Genomic DNA, 15825 nt, shown 5'->3' with positions numbered 1-15825 from the left:
CCGTTGCTGGATGCCTGGGCAGACCGCTCCTCTGCCAAGGCAACCCTGAGCGAGCAGCAAGTACATACTGTTTTGAATGCAGGAAAAGCCCATGTTGCATGGGTGTAGTCAGGTTAACATCGCACCCCGCCGCAAAAAGGCGGTGCAATATGCAGAAACAGATCGGCTGGAAAAGCGCCGCTGATGGCATGATCGGCGTGACGATGGAGCGTCAGCCAACGTCCCGTACCAGGAAGGCAAATTCAAAAGAGGGGAACAGAAGTGTCTACAGATAATGCCCCCCATTCGCCCGATTCCGCGCAACCTCACCGTGAGCACACTATGGAACCTGGAAACGCCCAGCTGAGCATGACCGTCCTGATGACCCCGGACATGGCCAACTTTTCTGGCAACGTACATGGCGGCACCCTGCTCAAGTACCTCGACGAAGTGGCCTATGCGTGCGCCAGCCGCTATGCCGGCAGCTATGTAGTCACCCTGTCGGTCGACCAGGTGATCTTCCGTGAGCCGGTGCACGTGGGTGAACTTGTGACCTTCCTGGCGTCGGTCAACTACACCGGCAACACCTCGATGGAGGTGGGCATCAAGGTGGTGACCGAGAACATCCGCGAGCGCTCGGTGCGCCATTCCAACAGCTGCTTCTTCACCATGGTAGCGGTCGACGACAACCGTCGCCCGGTGCAGGTGCCGCCGCGCCAGCCGCAAAGCAGTGAAGAAAAGCGCCGCTTCCTGCAGGGCCAGCAGCGCCGTCAGATCCGCCAGGAGCTGGAAAAGCGCTACCAGGACCTGAAAACCGACGCGATTTAAAGCGCCAGCAGCTGTGCCTCGAAGCGCACCCTTGGGTGCGCAATGCGGTCCTGGGCCCGCACCAGCTGCAGTTCATAGCTGGAGCAGGCCTGGGTTTCCAGCAGCACTTCGTGTACGGCCGCAGCGGTGAATTCGAACGCCTGCACCCAGCTGTCGCCGAGCAGGACGCGGGCCAGGAACAGGCCTGAGGTCAGGTCACCCACCCCTACCGGCTGCCGCGGGAACGCCAGCAGCGGGCGGCGCAGATGCCAGCTCTGCTCGGCGGTCACCAGCAGCATCTCGAACTGGTCCTCGGCGCGCCCGGGGTAAGCAAGGTGCTTGACCAGCACCACCTGCGGCCCGCGCTGCAACAGGCTGCGCGCCATGTTCACGCAGTCCTCCAGCGACTGCGCTCGGCGGCCATAGAAGCTGTCCAGCTCCAGCTGGTTGGGGCACAGGATATCGGCCCTGGTAGCCGCCTCATCGAGCAGGAACTCGCTCACTTCCGCTGGCACGATACAGCCCTTCTCAGGATGCCCCATGACCGGGTCGCAAAGGTACAAAGCCTTTGGGTTGACTGCCTTGATCCGCTCGACGCCAGCCAGAATCGCCCGACCTTGTTCGGCACTGCCCAGGTAACCGGACAACACCGCATCGCAATGGCCCAGCTCGCCGATGTTGGAAATGCCTTCCACCAACGCAGGAATTTGCGCGGGGGCAAGCACTTCACCCGCCCACTGGCCATACTGTGTGTGATTGGAGAACTGCACGGTATTGAGCGGCCACACATTGACCCCGATACGCTGCATGGGAAACACCGCGGCGCTGTTGCCGGCGTGGCCGAACACCACGTGAGACTGGATGGCGAGCAGGTGCGGGGTACGTTTCATGCGGGAGGTTTCCAAAGCTGTTTCAGGGATTGTGCGCAACGCAGTATGAACTCGATTGCCACCTGTACGACAGGCCAGGGACGCAGTTAAGCTGGATCGACCTGTTTGGAGCATACGCAAATGTTGACCCTGGAAAACCTCTTCGTCCTGATGCTGGTCGCCACGGCAGGCGCCTGGTTGTGGCACAACCACGGGTTGCGCGAGAAAGCCCTGGAACGGGTCAAACAGCATTGCGCCAAGCTCGACCTCGAACTGCTCGACGACGCGGTCGCACTCAAGCGCATCGCCTTTGTCCGTGACGCCAACGGCCGCAAGCGCCTGGCGCGCGTCTACGCCTTCGAATTCACCGTCACGGGCGAACAGCGCCACCCCGGTACCGTGACCCAGTTCGGCGCCCACAGCGTGCAGATCGAACTAGCGCCCTACCCGTTCGAGATCAAGACCCCGCCGCGCGCCGACAACGTCATCGAGATGCAGCAGTGGCGCCAGGAGCACAACCGCTGGCGCAACTGATCAGCTGACACGACATTCGCTCAACCCGGCCTGCAGCGCGGATTGCGATTGCGGCTGGTCGAAAATCAGCTCGATACGCGTATCCCTGCGCCAGTCGCTGGGCTGCCAGGCGGGCATGTCCCCATTCAGGCCATTGAATGATTGCCAGCCCTCCACGCTGTGGATAACCCCTTTGGCACGCCGCCACGGCCAAGCCCGCAAGAACGCCTGCAACCGCTGTGGATAAAACTGCTGCCCAGGGTGCCAGCGCCAGCCGATGCTCCAACCTCCCTCTCCCTGCTGGGCAAGACAGATCGGCTGCCCGGGGTCTGCCCATAGCGCTGTCGGTGGATTTACAAGATTGTCGACAATCCTGTTATCCACAAGCGAGCTGTCGACAATGCCATGGGGTACAGCCGGAAGGTCCGACAAGGGCAGCCCACCTTGGACGGTCCAGAATATTTTCTTTTTATAAAATTTATTAGTTATCAACAATTTAGCGCTTTCATCCACAGCCTCTGATTTGTTCAAGACAACGCTTTCAGCAGCATCGAACGCCTGCTGTTGATCCTCCTGAAGCTGCTCGTTCCGGACCATCGACTGCGCGTCCACGACCATCAGCAATGGCTGTATTGTCAGCACTCCAGCCCAAGGGGCTTTTTGCAACTGAGCGAGTAACTGCAAGGGATGACCCAGCCCGGACGGCTCGATGAACAGCCTGTCAGGGCGGGATTTGCGCAGCAGTCGGCCCAGGCCCACCTGGAACGGCATGCCATTGACGCAGCACAGGCAGCCACCTGCGACTTCGCCGATGGCGATGCCGTCTTCGTCACGGCTGAGCAAGGCCGCATCCAGGCCTACCAGGCCGAATTCGTTGATCAATACTGCCCAGCGCTCATTGGCCGGGCGTTGGGCCAACAGGTGACGGATCAGGGTAGTCTTGCCGGCCCCCAGCGGGCCGGCAATCACGTGGGTGGGAATGTTCTGCAGCATGGGCGGCTTCGGGCGATGGCGATGCCTCACTATGCGCCGTCAGGCCAGCCAGTCAAGACTGAGCAGCAGGCGCCCCTGCTGCCCCGATGGCGACCGATGCACCAGGCCCGCACCTTCGTTGCCCTGCCACTTTTCACCTTTGAGCACCGCCACATCGCCAGCTTGCAAGTACTGAACGTTATCCACAGGAAGTATTGCTGTGTGTAAGTTGCCACGAGGGCTCGCGTCCTCTTTCAACCACTCGCTACCTGGGCCTGCGTAGGTAGTGAGCAGACGCAGCGGAACGTTATCCACATGGAAGCGCGGGCACATCGGGCCTGTCAGTACCCGCAGGCGCAAACCTACCCGCTGCGCACCCACCAGGCAGGTATAGGCCGCCACCAGCCAGGCCACATCCGCCACGAATGCCTCATAGCCGTGCAAGTCGGCCGCTTCGCGCAAGAGTTCGGTGAAAACCGGCATGTGCTGCTCATCCACATCGATGACGCGCTGGTCTGCCAAGGGCTGGCCGAGGCTGACCACCAGCGCGGCAAAGTCCTCCAGTTGTGGTGGCAAACGTCGCCGCCATACTGCCAGGTTTACGCCATCCTGCAGCACATCGGTCAGCACCTGCGGTGTCTCGCCAAATACCTGGAAAATATCCACAGGCTTGGATGCAGGGTTCATGCTGCGGCCTCCTCATGCCATGGACCGAACGGATCGGGCAGGCGCAACCAGCCCATGTGCCCCAATTCCATTTCTTGATCGGTCAAAAGGCATGCATCGAGTGCTGTGGATAATTCTTCGAAGTCAATATTCTGCCCGATGAACACCAGTTCCTGGCGGCAGTCACCGCTCTCGGCAACCCAGTTCTTCAAGATCGCGATTGTGTTATCCACATCCTGTGGCCACTGCTCGCGCGGCACGAAACGCCACCAGCGGCCCGCCAAGCCATGGCGCATCATGCCGCCTGCCTGCGACCAGCTTCCGGCTTCCTGGTATTTGCTGGCCAGCCAGAAAAAACCTTTCGAACGCAGCAGGCGCCCATTGCTCCATGGCTTGTGGATAAAGTCGAAAAAGCGCTGTGGATGAAAGGGGCGCCGGGCCTGCCAGGTGGTGGCGGCAATGCCATACTCTTCGGTTTCCGGCACATGCTCGCCGCGCAACTCTTGCAGCCAGCCCGGTGCCTGGGCGGCCTGGTCGAAGTCGAACAGGCCGGTGTCGAGGATGCGGTCCAGCGGTACCTGGCCCATGACCATGGGCACGATCCGCGCCCGGGCATTGAGGCTGCGCAGAATGGCCATGAGCTCTTCGCGCTCGTGCTGGCTGATCAGGTCGATCTTGCTCAGCAACAGTACATCGGCGAACTCGACCTGCTCGATCAGCAAGTCACTGATTGAGCGCTCGTCCTCCTCACCCAGGGTTTCGCCACGGCTGGCCAGGCTGTCTGCTGCCTGGTAATCACGCAGGAAGTTCAGGCCATCGACCACAGTGACCATGGTGTCCAGGCGCGCCATGTCGGACAGGCTACGGCCCTGTTCGTCGCGGAAGGTGAAGGTCTCGGCCACAGGCAGTGGCTCCGAGATCCCCGTGGACTCGATCAGCAAATAATCGAAACGCCCTTCTTCAGCCAGCCGCGCCACTTCCTCGAGCAGGTCTTCACGCAGCGTGCAGCAGATGCAGCCATTGCTCATCTCCACCAGCTTCTCCTCGGCACGGTTGAGGCTTACGTTGCGCTGCACCTCGCTCGCATCGATGTTGATTTCGCTCATGTCATTGACGATGACCGCGACTCGCAGGTTGTCGCGGTTACGCAGCACATGGTTGAGCAAGGTGCTCTTGCCGGCGCCAAGGAAGCCGGATAGCACGGTGACAGGGAGACGGTTGGACATGGCGAAACCTCTTCAGGCGAGCGCATTCGAAACGATGCATTGCACAATGTTATAAAGTAACAATACAATTTCGCCAAGCCGTTCGTGACGAACGAATGCCCACCGGGAGGAAAAGTGAACCCGCCACGTGCCAGGGTGCCCTCCTGGCATTGCAGCTTGATCGGTGATGGCCGCTGATCTCCCTTTTGTTTGGAATACCAGATGACTCAGCTCAAGCTCCCCGACATTGCCGCACAAACCCATGAATACGCCTTACCTTTGAACTGGGTGGGTATGTGCGGGATCGCCCAACCTGTACAGTTCGAGGGGCGCACAGCAGCTGCCACGGTCGATGCCGGCGTTAGCCTGGTAGACGGCAGCTCACGCGGTATCCATATGTCGCGGCTTTATCTCGCCCTAGAGTCGTTGGAACATCAGCCTCTGACGCCGCTCACCATCCGCCAGCTGCTGGGTAACTTCCTCAGCAGCCACGAAGGCCTTTCTTCCGCCGCCTATCTGCGTTTGCGCTTCGAGCATCTACTGAAAAGGCCTGCGTTGATCAGCCCGTTGGAGGGTTGGAAAAGCTATGCGGTCACAGTCGATGCAAGGATCGAAAATGAAATGTTCCACGTGGAACTATCCGTTTCTGTCCCTTACTCCTCGACCTGCCCATGCTCGGCTGCACTTGCACGGCAACTGATTCAGCAGCAGTTCCAGGCGCATTTCAGTACAGAGCAGGTCGACAAATCTGCAGTGCTGCAGTGGCTTGGCAGCGCCGAAGGCATCGTAGCGACGCCCCATAGCCAACGTAGCAGCGCGCTAATCCAGGTAAGGCTGCGCAGCAATCAGCAGGTTCTGCCAATCACCGAGTTGATCGACTGCATAGAAGCAAGCCTGGGGACAGCGGTGCAGACCGCAGTTAAGCGCGCAGACGAACAAGCCTTTGCCTTGGCCAACGGCCAGAACCTGATGTTCTGCGAAGACGCCGCACGACGCCTGCACAAGGCGCTAAGGCAAATAGAATGGAGCACGGCCTTCAAGCTGCGCGTGGAACATGCAGAAAGCCTGCATGCCCACGACGCTGTCGCAACCAGCCAGTGGCAATGGGATGTCAGCTGCGCGGCTTGACCGAGCCGCAGTCATTGCCCAACCACACGGCACGGGTGTTCATGCTGCCTTGCTGCTGTACACCCGAGGCGTTGAATGTACCGTTGACCTGGGTGGTGAATTCCCGGTCACTGAGGAAAGTCGCCTGGCCACTGCCCTGCGCTTTGGGGCAGCTGAACTGGAACTTCCATACATTGCCGGTGCGGTCGGTTATCTTTTGGGTACAACCTGACTTCGGGTCCTGCAGAGGGATATCGTTGGTTGCCACCTGTTCTGGCGTCAGGCACGAGCGCACCCCCTTACCCCCAACAGTCACTCCCTGCTTGGCCAGCACCCCTTCCATCATCGCGCGCTGCTCTGGCGGCAGGTTCTTCAACTGGCCGAGCATGAACTCCATATCGGGTAACGGCTTGCCATCGACCTGCATGTTGCTAGTGGTCAGCTCCCACAAACCTGGCTGTAGCATCTGAGCATGCACCAGCGGGCTGCTCACACCTAGGGCCAACGCCAACAGTGGCAGACGAATCTTCATGGACGAACGCTCCTGGAAAAAGCCGGCCAAGTGGGCCGGGCTGAGCCTTAGACGCCAAATCCACCTGCAGGTTGCAAGGCGGACCGGGAACGTGTTCTGTTACTCAAGTGTACTCGGCAAGCAGGATGCATATGGACTACCACAGCCCCTACTTCTTCGGTTACCTACTCGGCCTGGTTCACCTGCTGGGTATCGTCGCCGCACTGCACGCACTGTTCACCGTGCGCACTGCCCAAGGCGCAATCGCCTGGGCCATGCCGTTGTTCTTCATCCCTTACCTCACCCTGATCCCTTACCTGATTTTTGGTGCGCGCTCGTTCTATGCCTACATCAAGGCCCGGCGCCAGGCCAACCAGGAAATGCATGTGGCCATGGCCAACCTCAACTGGCGGCCTTGGGTAGAAGAAGCCCTCACGGCCCGCGAGTCGGAAAGCTATGCGGCGTTGCGCGCCATGCCCAAGCTCGGGCGCATGCCTTGCCTTGCCAATAACGAGGTGAAGCTGCTGATCGATGGCAAAGCAACATTCGATGCAATATTTGCCGCCATCGAAAAAGCCCGCGACGTGGTGTTGGTGCAGTTCTTCATCATCCATGACGACAATCTTGGCAAAGCGTTGCAGCAACTGCTGCTGCGCAAGGCCGCCGAGGGGGTGCGGGTGTTCGTGCTGTATGACCGTGTCGGCAGCCATGCCTTGCCGGCAAGCTACAGCCAGTTGATGCGCGACGGTGGTGTACAGATTCATGCCTTTGCAACCCGTCGGGGCTGGTTCAACCGCTTCCAGGTTAACTTCCGTAACCACCGCAAAATCGTGGTGGTGGATGGCTTGCTCGGTTTTATCGGCGGGCACAACGTGGGCGATGAGTACCTCGGTGGCCACCCGCAGCTTTCACCTTGGCGCGACACCCACGTGCAGATCAGCGGGCCGGTGCTGGCCTGCCTGCAGGAGTCGTTCGCCGAGGACTGGTACTGGGCCACGCGCCAGCTACCGCCGCTGATTCTGCCGGACGCCTACCCTGACAACGGCGTGCTGTGCCAAGCCTTGGCCAGCGGCCCGGCCGATCCACAGGAAACCTGCTCGCTGTTCTTCCTTGAGGCGATCCATTCAGCCACCCGGCGCGTGTGGATCACCAGCCCGTACTTCATCCCCGACGAGGCGGTGTTCGCCGCGTTGCGTTTGGCAGTACTGCGTGGGGTCGATGTGCGAGTGCTGATTCCGTCACGCCCAGACCATCGCATCGTCTATGCCGCCTCCAGCCTTTTCGCCTTCGAAGCGGTACGTGCGGGTGTACGCATGTTCCGCTACCAACCGGGCTTCCTGCATCAGAAGGTGGTGCTGGTGGATGACGATGTCAGCGCGATCGGCAGTGCCAACCTGGACAACCGCTCGTTCCGCCTGAACTTCGAAATCACCCTGCTCACGGTCGACCGCGGCTTCGCTGACCAGGTCGAGAAAATGCTGAGCAATGACTTTGAACAGGCACGGGAAATTACTGCGGAGGACAGCCGCGATACTCATCGGCTGCAGCAACTGGGGATGCGGATTGCTCGGCTGATTTCGCCGATTCTCTGAAGCGTAAGCGCCCCTCTCTGGGTATCGCACACCTTGTGGGAGCGGGTTTACCCGCGAAGACGTCAGTGGCTGTACCGACGCATTCGCGGGTAAACCCGCTCCCACAGAGTATGGTGTCGCGCTTGCGTACTTTTTAGCAATTCAACGATATAGGTCTTCACGCGTCCAGGGCAGATCATGGTGCCCATCGGGGTAGGGTTTAACTGCCAGAATCTGATGCAGGTTGATCCAGCCTTTCTGGAAGGCATAAGCACACCCGGCCAGGTACAGCCGCCAGATGCGCAAGGTCTTCTCGGGCACCAGCGCCGCCGCCTTGTGCAGCTGGTTCTCCAAGTTCTCGCTCCAGTGGTGCAAGGTCTTGGCGTAGTGCAAACGCAGGCTTTCCACGTCTACCACTTCCAGCCCCGCTTCACAGATGCTGGCACTGATCATCGACAGGTGCGGCAGCTCGCCATGGGGGAAGACGTAGCGATCGATGAACTCGCCAGCGCCACGCCCGACCGGGCGACCATCCACATGCTTGGCGGTGATACCGTGATTCATCACCAGCCCCCCTTCCCTCACGGCACCGAACAGCTTCTGGCTATACAGCGCCAGGTTGGCATGCCCGACATGCTCGAACATGCCAACGCTGACAACCTTGTCGAAGCGGCCGTCCTGAGGCAGGTCGCGGTAGTCGAGAATCTGCAGGTCGACCTTGTCGGCCAAACCCTCTGCCTTCACCCGCTCGCGACCGAGCTTGAGCTGCTCCTTGCTCAAGGTGATACCAAACACCTTGGCGCCATATTCGCGAGCAGCGAAACGCGCCAGCCCACCCCAGCCGCAGCCAACGTCGAGCAGGTAATCACCTGCTTCCAGGCGTAGCTTGCGGCACAGATGATCGAATTTGTCCTGCTGTGCCTGATCCAGCGTGTTGTCCGGCTCACGGAAGTAGGCGCACGAGTAGGCCATGTCCTGATCCAGCCATAGCTGGTAGAACGCGTTTGAAACATCGTAATGGTAGGAAATCGCTTCGGCGTCGGTGCTCTTGTCGTGGGCCTGACGCTGCGGTGGGGTGTCGTCTTCGTCGGTCAGTAGCGCTTCGCTCAGCTCATCGCATACGCGGATGGCTTCACCAATATCGCCCTCCAGCTCCAGCTTGCCTTCGACGAATGCCGTGCCCAGTTGGTCCATGCTCGGGTGGCTCAACTGGCTGATCAGCTGTGGCTCCTTGACCAGGATAGTGACCTGCGGGCTAGGCCCCAGATCGAACTGGTTACCGTCCCACAGTTTCAGCCGCAGCGGCAGATGCAGGCTCTGCAGTGCCGGTGGAAGTTGCGCAAGCATGAACGACCCTCCTGTCCGTATTTGGCCACGACGCCTGATATTTCGAACGTCGCCGGATCAGAGTAGTTCATTCGTGGGATGTTTCCTCTAAACGAGACCATGGTCTAGAACCAACTAATCTTATGCACATCGCGGATTGTATACAATTCTTGCATCTCAGCTTAACCTTGTGCCCCTCTTGCGCTTCTTCATCCTGGAGTTGAACCCATGAAATCCTATGACGTGGTGATCATCGGCGGTGGCCCTGGCGGCTACAACGCAGCCATTCGCGCCGGCCAACTAGGCCTGAGCGTAGCCTGCGTGGAAGGCCGCTCGACCTTGGGCGGCACCTGCCTGAACGTGGGCTGCATGCCCTCCAAGGCACTGTTGCATGCTTCCGAGCTGTACGAAGCCGCCAGTGGTGACGAGTTCGCCCACCTCGGTATCGAAGTCAAACCTACCCTCAACCTCGCCCAGATGATGAAACAGAAGGACGAGAGCGTGACCGGCCTGACCAAGGGCATCGAGTACTTGTTCCGCAAGAACAAGGTCGACTGGATCAAGGGCTGGGGTCGCCTGGATGGCGTCGGCAAGGTCGTGGTCAAGGCTGAGGATGGCAGCGAAACCGCACTGCAGGCCAAAGACATCGTCATTGCCACCGGCTCCGAGCCTACGCCCCTGCCGGGCGTGACCATCGACAACCAGCGCATCATCGACTCCACCGGCGCGCTGTCGCTGCCACAGGTGCCCAAGCATTTGGTCGTCATCGGAGCTGGCGTGATCGGCCTCGAGCTGGGTTCGGTATGGCGCCGCCTGGGCAGCCAGGTCACGGTCATCGAATACCTCGACCGCATCTGTCCGGGCACCGACGAAGAAACCGCCAAGACCCTGCAGAAGGCCTTGGCCAAACAAGGCATGGTGTTCAAGCTGGGTAGCAAGGTGACCCAGGCGAACGCCAGCGCCGATGGCGTGAACCTGACCCTGGAGCCAGCAGCTGGCGGCACCGCAGAAACGCTGCAGGCTGACTATGTACTGGTCGCCATCGGCCGACGCGCCTATACCAAAGGGCTGAACCTGGAAAGCGTGGGCCTGGAAACCGACAAGCGCGGCATGCTCGGCAATGACCACCACCGCACTTCCGTGCCGGGTATCTGGGTGATTGGCGACGTCACCTCCGGCCCGATGCTGGCGCACAAAGCCGAAGACGAAGCGGTGGCCTGCATTGAACGCATCGCCGGCAAGCCCCACGAGGTCAACTACAACCTTATCCCTGGCGTGATCTACACTCGCCCGGAGCTGGCCACCGTGGGCAAGACCGAAGAGCAGCTCAAGGCCGAAGGGCGTGCCTATAAAGTAGGCAAGTTCCCGTTCACGGCCAACAGCCGGGCCAAGATCAACCACGAGACCGAAGGCTTCGCCAAGGTCATCGCCGATGCCGAGACCGACGAAGTGCTGGGTGTGCACCTGGTAGGCCCAAGTGTCAGCGAGATGATCGGTGAGTTCTGCGTGGCCATGGAGTTTTCGGCCTCGGCAGAAGACATCGCCCTCACCTGCCACCCCCACCCGACCCGCTCCGAGGCCTTGCGCCAGGCAGCGATGAATGTGGACGGGATGGCGATGCAGATCTGATGCGAGATAGCCGGGGGCTGCTTTGCAGCCCATCGCGACACAAGGCCGCTCCTACAGGAGAACGCAATTTCCTGTAGGAGCGGCCTTGTGTCGCGACGGGGCGCATGGGTGCTCGGAACATAGTTTGACACAGAGGGCCGCAGAATCCGGGGGTTTCAGCCCCGGGGGTACTGCACGCAAACGAAACATAGTTTGACACAGCCAATCACACTAGCGAAAAAGCCCACTCGCTTTTCAGATTAAAGTTTGACACAACATCGACCAGTCTACAGCCTCAAACTGAACCTCATTAATTTTCTGCAGTGAAAACATACAGGCTGAGCAGAGCGATGCAGGCGAAGCCGAGGGTTGCTCGTACTCCGATTCCGATTCTTCTAATTTTCATGACGGTTCTCAGGCTGCAGACGAACACAGGCCGCCAGGTTCGTTTGGCTGCCGGTTGTAAGACGCAGGGGGTGCCGCCAGACAAACTGGCGGCCTGCCTCAGATGGCGTGAGCTCGCACGCGCAAATCGCTGTTGAGGATGCGATCGTTCTCGCTGTAATCGACCGGGCAGTCGATCACGTGCACGCCCGGGGTCTTGATGCAGTGCTCGAGCAGCGGCAGCAGGCCTTCGGCGCTTTCCACGCGGTGGCCGTTGGCACCGTAGGCTTCGGCGTACTTGACGAAGTCCGGGTTGCCGTAGTCCAGGCCGAAATCGGTGAAGCCCATGTTGGCCTGTTTCCAGCGAATCATGCCGTAGCCGTCGTCACGCAGGATTACCACGGTAATGTGCATGTTCAAGCGCACTGCGGTTTCCAATTCCTGGCTGTTCATCATGAAGCCGCCGTCACCACATACCGAGATCACCGGGCGATCCGGGTACACCAGGTGCGCGGCCATGGCCGATGGCAAGCCAGCGCCCATGGTCGCCAAGGCGTTGTCGAGCAGCACGGTGTTCGGCTTGTGTGCCTTGTAGTTGCGGGCGAACCAGATTTTATAGATGCCGTTATCCAGGGCGACGATGCCTTCGGATGGCAGCACGCGACGGATATCGGCGACCAGACGCTGAGGGTAGACCGGGAAGCGATCGTCGTCGGCACCTTCGGCGATTTGCGCTTCGTTGGCCTCACGGATGGCCATCAGGCGGTTGAAGTCCCAGTGCGCGGTGTCGGTCAGCGCTTCGCTGATCTGCCATACAGAGTTGGCGATGTCACCGATCACCTCCACTTGTGGGAAGTAAACGGCGTCGACTTCGGCGGAACGGAAGCTGATGTGGATGACTTCGGTGCCGCCTCGGACCATGAAGAACGGCGGCTTCTCGATCACGTCGTGGCCGATGTTGATGATCAGGTCGGCCGCTTCGATGGCGCGGTGGACAAAGTCACCGGAGGACAGCGCGGCATTGCCGAGGAAGCGCGGGTGGCGTTCGTCGACCACACCTTTACCCATCTGGGTGGTGATGAACGGGATACCGGTCTTGTCGATCAGTTGCTTGAGGACCTTGGCAGTCATCTTGCGGTTGGCGCCGGCGCCGATCACCAGGATCGGGCTGCGTGCGCTCTGCAGCTTTTCAACGGCGGCTTCAATCGACCTGTGCTCGGCGAGCGGACGGCGGTGCAGGCTGCGTGGAATTGGAAGCGCATCGGTCTGCTCGGCAGCGATGTCCTCCGGCAGCTCCAGGTGTACCGCGCCCGGCTTCTCTTCTTCCGCCAGACGGAACGCTTCGCGCATACGGGCCGGGATGTTGTCGGCCGAGGCAAACTGGTGGGTGTACTTGGTGATGGGGTCCATCATGCCGCACACATCGATGATCTGGAAGCGGCCCTGCTTGGACTTCTTGATCGGCTTCTGGCCGGTGATCATCATCATCGGCATGCCGCCCAGGTAGGCGTAGGCGCTGGCGGTGACCAGGTTGGTTGCACCTGGACCGAGGGTCGACAGGCTGACGCCGGTCTTGCCGGTCAGGCGGCCATAGGTGGCGGCCATGAACCCCGCGGACTGCTCGTGGCGGGTCAGTACCAGCTTGATCTTCGACTTGCGCAGGGATTCCAGCAGGTCGAGGTTTTCCTCACCAGGGATGCCGAACACATACTCGACACCTTCGTTTTCCAGGCATTGCACAACGACATCGGCGGCCTTAGCCATTTCGCTTGTAACCTCAAAAAGAAGGCTTGAGACGTCAATCCGGGAAGAGCCGGTCGCATCTCAAGCCTTAAAACCAACACTGGTGATTAGGGGGGGAGCGGTGATTGCAGAGCCGGTCAGCTCTGCTTACTGATGTACGCCACGGCTTCAACCTCAACCTTGGCATTTCTCGGTAGTCCGGAAACCGCCACGCATGATCGAGCTGGGCGACGGCCAGGGAAGTGACGGATGTAGATCTCATTGAACGCAACGTAGTCGTCCATGCTGGTCAGGAAGATGGTGACCTTCACCAGGTTATCTACGTTGCAGTCGGCCGAAGCCATCACAGCCTTCAGGTTGTGGATAGCCTGCTCAGCTTGCTCCGCGAAGTCGTCCGGGACAGAACCGTCTGCCGCTGCCCCCGTCTTGCCAGAAAAGTAGATCCAACCATCCTGATGGATGAAGTCGGAATACGCTTTTTCCTTTTGCATGCTGCCCTCTCGATTCACGCTACTGGGTATTGAAGTAATTGCAGGTGGAACAGCCTCCTACAGGTTGGATTGCTCAGCACACCTGCAGGAGGTTATTGGTCATTGGTGCCTGGCAGGCATCAGGCTGCCACCGGCACGGTTTTTCCGTTTTTGGAGTTGCGATTACCGATGTAAAGAACCAGCAGAACGCCCACGAAACACGTCCCAGCCAGAGGCGTCAGCGCCATAGGGAAACTTCCAGTCTCTGTGCGGATGACACCGATCAGGTAGTTCAGGCTGCCGGTACCTATGTGGGCGACGCTGTTGACTGCTGCGACACCAACGGCGAGAACCGGTGGAGGGAGTGTTTCGCCGGCAAGCGCCCAAAATGGCCCTTTGAGAGCGAAGTTACTGATCAATACCAGCGACAGTAAGGCCAAGGTGATTGGCAGCGAATCAGTAAACAAGGTGCCCGCAAAACCAACTGCGCTTATGAACAGTGGCAGTGCCGTACTCGATGCCTGGTCCCCTGATTTGTCAGCCCGGATGCTCCACAGAATCATGAAGACCGCGCCAAGCCCGAACGGAATCATGTTGAGGAAGCCGGTCTGAGTATCCGTGAGTTGGAACGACTTCAGGATTTGAGGCATCCACAGTGACAGGCTGTTGCTGGTCGCGGAGATACCCATGTAAACCACTGCCAAGATCAGCACATACTTGTTGGTGAGGGCCTGCCACATTTTGGCCCACCCGTGCTTGGCAGTTTGTTGTCCCTTGGCCTCTCGCTCGGCGCGCTCATCTGCCAGTCGCTTCGCTAGCCAGGTCTTCTGCTCTTCGGTCAGCCATTTCGCTGCACTAGGCTTGCTGGGCAGCCAGAGCAGTACCGCGATACCGAGGAGTACGGCTGGGAGGGCCTCAAGCATGAGCAGCCATTGCCAGCCACGGAAGCCCCAGATGCCATCCATCTTGAGCAACATAGCTGCGAGAGGGGAACCGATGAAGTTCGACAACGGAACGGCAACCATGAAGACCGCGATAATTCGAGCCATGTAGGCCTTGGGGAACCAGGTGGTGAGGTACAGAATCACGCCTGGAAAAAACCCGGCTTCTGCAGCGCCAAGCAAGAATCGCGACACACCGTATGAAATCGGCCCGGTGATGAACGCGGTGGCGAAACCGACCATACCCCAGGTAATCATGATGCGAGCGATCCAGCGGCGAGCTCCGAACTTTTCCATAGCGACGTTACTGGGCATTTCAAACAACACATAGGCCACGAAAAACAGTGTGGCACCGAAGCCAAACATACTGGCTGTGAGGCCGATGTCATCGTTCATAGTGAGGGCAGCGAAGCCCACGTTTACACGGTCAATGTAAGCGATGAGGTAACAGAACATGAGAAACGGCATGAGCCTCAGGGCAATTTTCCGGATCGTTTGTTTCTCAATGTCATTTGGAGCATTTGATTGGGTGCGCATGGCCATTCCTCATTATTTTTAGATGGCTTGAAAATCCGCGCTTGGCTCACGGTCTGCGTGCAGTGCTCAAGCTTCAGGGCGTTTGGATGAATCGTTGGTACGTTTTCCCATCGGGTAGCGCCTTGTCCTGCTCAGTGATAACGGCGCCGTTAACGTGCATCTTCCCTGGCACGCAGACGACTAGGATCTCGGCCACATACGGCCAGACCCTGCTTGCGGTATTTCGAACCTACTTCGACTTCAGGTGCACCATGGCTTCTAGCTCCACCGCCCCCTTACGTGCGATCTCAGTTACACCTACAACGGTGCGGGCCGGCAGGTGGTCGCCGAAGACGTCCAAATACATCTCGTTCATACGCTCACGGTTGCGCATGTCGGAGAGATAGAGATTGATCTTGGCGATGTCTTTGATGGTCAAGGAACGCTCGGCGAGCATCTTTTGCAGCCGATCAAGAACGCAGGTGAATTCAGCCTCAAAACCGCCTGGCACAAGCGTGTCGCCATATCGCCCTGTAAGGCCGGAAATGAAGCCCCACTCTCCGGTTACGTAGAAAGGGGTGTTTACAGGTTTGCTGGTTGAAGTCGCGGTGTTTGCGTTCATTTCGTCTCCTGCCAA

Annotated in this window: 15 protein-coding genes; 5 read left to right on the top strand and 10 right to left on the bottom strand. The window is 59.4% G+C overall.

The window, feature by feature from the left end; genetic code table 11:
* Positions 1-321 precede the first annotated feature (321 nt).
* Complete coding sequence (locus QN085_RS00320; RefSeq protein ID WP_003260046.1) at positions 322-807, top strand: acyl-CoA thioesterase; 486 nt, start codon at positions 322-324, stop codon at positions 805-807.
* Here QN085_RS00320 and pdxY read toward each other — a convergent pair.
* Positions 804-1676, bottom strand: a complete 873-nt coding sequence (gene pdxY, locus QN085_RS00315) for a pyridoxal kinase PdxY (RefSeq protein WP_023660501.1) — start codon at positions 1674-1676, stop codon at positions 804-806. The two genes, QN085_RS00320 and pdxY, sit on opposite strands and share 4 nt — an antisense overlap.
* 120 nt (positions 1677-1796) lie before the next feature.
* On the opposite strand from pdxY, the gene QN085_RS00310 reads away from it, so the two are divergent.
* Positions 1797-2189 (top strand): DUF3301 domain-containing protein, encoded by a 393-nt coding sequence (locus QN085_RS00310; protein ID WP_013974846.1) that lies wholly within the window; start codon positions 1797-1799, stop codon positions 2187-2189.
* Here the strand turns inward: QN085_RS00310 and QN085_RS00305 are convergent, their stop codons facing one another.
* From QN085_RS00305 to zigA, 3 genes are read right to left on the bottom strand one after another with little or no spacing between them, the layout of a single operon-like run.
* Positions 2190-3161, bottom strand: coding sequence for a CobW family GTP-binding protein (locus QN085_RS00305; RefSeq protein ID WP_013974847.1), 972 nt, complete (start codon positions 3159-3161; stop codon positions 2190-2192).
* A gap of 39 nt (positions 3162-3200) precedes the next feature.
* Positions 3201-3827: a DUF1826 domain-containing protein gene (locus QN085_RS00300; protein WP_013974848.1), complete on the bottom strand. Its 627-nt coding sequence runs from the start codon at positions 3825-3827 to the stop codon at positions 3201-3203.
* Complete coding sequence (gene zigA, locus QN085_RS00295) at positions 3824-5032, bottom strand: zinc metallochaperone GTPase ZigA (RefSeq protein ID WP_013974849.1); 1209 nt, start codon at positions 5030-5032, stop codon at positions 3824-3826. Before zigA ends, QN085_RS00300 begins: the two co-directional genes overlap by 4 nt.
* A gap of 201 nt (positions 5033-5233) precedes the next feature.
* Between zigA and folE2 the strand changes: the two genes are divergently transcribed.
* Entirely contained in the window at positions 5234-6139 is a 906-nt protein-coding gene (gene folE2, locus QN085_RS00290; protein WP_024087926.1) for a GTP cyclohydrolase FolE2, read from the top strand.
* On the opposite strand, the gene QN085_RS00285 is transcribed toward folE2, so the two are convergent.
* Positions 6123-6650, bottom strand: a complete 528-nt coding sequence (locus tag QN085_RS00285) for a DUF3617 domain-containing protein (RefSeq protein WP_015272374.1) — start codon at positions 6648-6650, stop codon at positions 6123-6125. The two genes, folE2 and QN085_RS00285, sit on opposite strands and share 17 nt — an antisense overlap.
* Positions 6651-6781: 131 nt before the next feature.
* On the opposite strand from QN085_RS00285, the gene cls reads away from it, so the two are divergent.
* Entirely contained in the window at positions 6782-8221 is a 1440-nt protein-coding gene (gene cls, locus QN085_RS00280) for a cardiolipin synthase (RefSeq protein ID WP_013974852.1), read from the top strand.
* 141 nt (positions 8222-8362) lie between these two features.
* Here the strand turns inward: cls and cfaB are convergent, their stop codons facing one another.
* A complete protein-coding gene (cfaB, locus tag QN085_RS00275; protein ID WP_013974853.1) occupies positions 8363-9547 on the bottom strand; it encodes a C17 cyclopropane fatty acid synthase CfaB in 1185 nt (394 codons plus the stop codon).
* Positions 9548-9754: 207 nt separating this feature from the next.
* Here cfaB and lpdA point away from each other — a divergent pair, with 207 nt between their 5' ends.
* The gene (gene lpdA / locus QN085_RS00270) at positions 9755-11155 is read left to right on the top strand and encodes a dihydrolipoyl dehydrogenase (protein ID WP_013974854.1); all 1401 of its coding nucleotides are present in this window, start codon (positions 9755-9757) and stop codon (positions 11153-11155) included.
* Positions 11156-11638: 483 nt separating this feature from the next.
* Here the strand turns inward: lpdA and QN085_RS00265 are convergent, their stop codons facing one another.
* From QN085_RS00265 to QN085_RS00250, 4 genes are all read right to left on the bottom strand, one after another.
* Positions 11639-13282 (bottom strand): acetolactate synthase large subunit, encoded by a 1644-nt coding sequence (locus QN085_RS00265; RefSeq protein WP_285689105.1) that lies wholly within the window; start codon positions 13280-13282, stop codon positions 11639-11641.
* 116 nt (positions 13283-13398) lie between these two features.
* A complete protein-coding gene (locus QN085_RS00260) occupies positions 13399-13752 on the bottom strand; it encodes a RidA family protein (RefSeq protein WP_285689103.1) in 354 nt (117 codons plus the stop codon).
* Positions 13753-13871: 119 nt separating this feature from the next.
* Positions 13872-15209 carry an MFS transporter gene (locus tag QN085_RS00255; RefSeq protein WP_285689101.1) on the bottom strand — a complete coding sequence of 446 codons (1338 nt, stop codon included), beginning with the start codon at positions 15207-15209 and terminating at the stop codon, positions 13872-13874.
* A gap of 229 nt (positions 15210-15438) precedes the next feature.
* On the bottom strand, positions 15439-15810 hold the full coding sequence (locus tag QN085_RS00250; protein ID WP_285689099.1) for a RidA family protein: 372 nt from the start codon (positions 15808-15810) through the stop codon (positions 15439-15441).
* Between the last annotated feature and the right edge of the window lie 15 nt (positions 15811-15825).

The organism is Pseudomonas sp. M2(2023), assembly GCF_030263955.1.
GTDB classification, from domain to species: Bacteria; Pseudomonadota; Gammaproteobacteria; order Pseudomonadales; family Pseudomonadaceae; genus Aquipseudomonas; species Aquipseudomonas asiatica.
Note: the sequence above shows the minus strand (reverse complement) of the source record. Positions and strands in the feature narration are given on the sequence as shown.

Bases quoted from the DNA above. Each gene is read 5' to 3' on its own strand.
- cfaB (WP_013974853.1), bottom strand. From the start codon at position 9,547: ATGCTTGCGCAACTTCCACCGGCACTGCAGAGCCTGCATCTGCCGCTG.
- zigA (WP_013974849.1), bottom strand. From the start codon at position 5,032: ATGTCCAACCGTCTCCCTGTCACCGTGCTATCCGGCTTCCTTGGCGCC.
- cls (WP_013974852.1), top strand. From the start codon at position 6,782: ATGGACTACCACAGCCCCTACTTCTTCGGTTACCTACTCGGCCTGGTT.
- QN085_RS00285 (WP_015272374.1), bottom strand. From the start codon at position 6,650: ATGAAGATTCGTCTGCCACTGTTGGCGTTGGCCCTAGGTGTGAGCAGC.
- QN085_RS00265 (WP_285689105.1), bottom strand. From the start codon at position 13,282: ATGGCTAAGGCCGCCGATGTCGTTGTGCAATGCCTGGAAAACGAAGGT.
- lpdA (WP_013974854.1), top strand. From the start codon at position 9,755: ATGAAATCCTATGACGTGGTGATCATCGGCGGTGGCCCTGGCGGCTAC.
- folE2 (WP_024087926.1), top strand. From the start codon at position 5,234: ATGACTCAGCTCAAGCTCCCCGACATTGCCGCACAAACCCATGAATAC.
- QN085_RS00260 (WP_285689103.1), bottom strand. From the start codon at position 13,752: ATGCAAAAGGAAAAAGCGTATTCCGACTTCATCCATCAGGATGGTTGG.
- QN085_RS00320 (WP_003260046.1), top strand. From the start codon at position 322: ATGGAACCTGGAAACGCCCAGCTGAGCATGACCGTCCTGATGACCCCG.
- QN085_RS00250 (WP_285689099.1), bottom strand. From the start codon at position 15,810: ATGAACGCAAACACCGCGACTTCAACCAGCAAACCTGTAAACACCCCT.
- QN085_RS00310 (WP_013974846.1), top strand. From the start codon at position 1,797: ATGTTGACCCTGGAAAACCTCTTCGTCCTGATGCTGGTCGCCACGGCA.
- QN085_RS00255 (WP_285689101.1), bottom strand. From the start codon at position 15,209: ATGCGCACCCAATCAAATGCTCCAAATGACATTGAGAAACAAACGATC.
- pdxY (WP_023660501.1), bottom strand. From the start codon at position 1,676: ATGAAACGTACCCCGCACCTGCTCGCCATCCAGTCTCACGTGGTGTTC.
- QN085_RS00305 (WP_013974847.1), bottom strand. From the start codon at position 3,161: ATGCTGCAGAACATTCCCACCCACGTGATTGCCGGCCCGCTGGGGGCC.
- QN085_RS00300 (WP_013974848.1), bottom strand. From the start codon at position 3,827: ATGAACCCTGCATCCAAGCCTGTGGATATTTTCCAGGTATTTGGCGAG.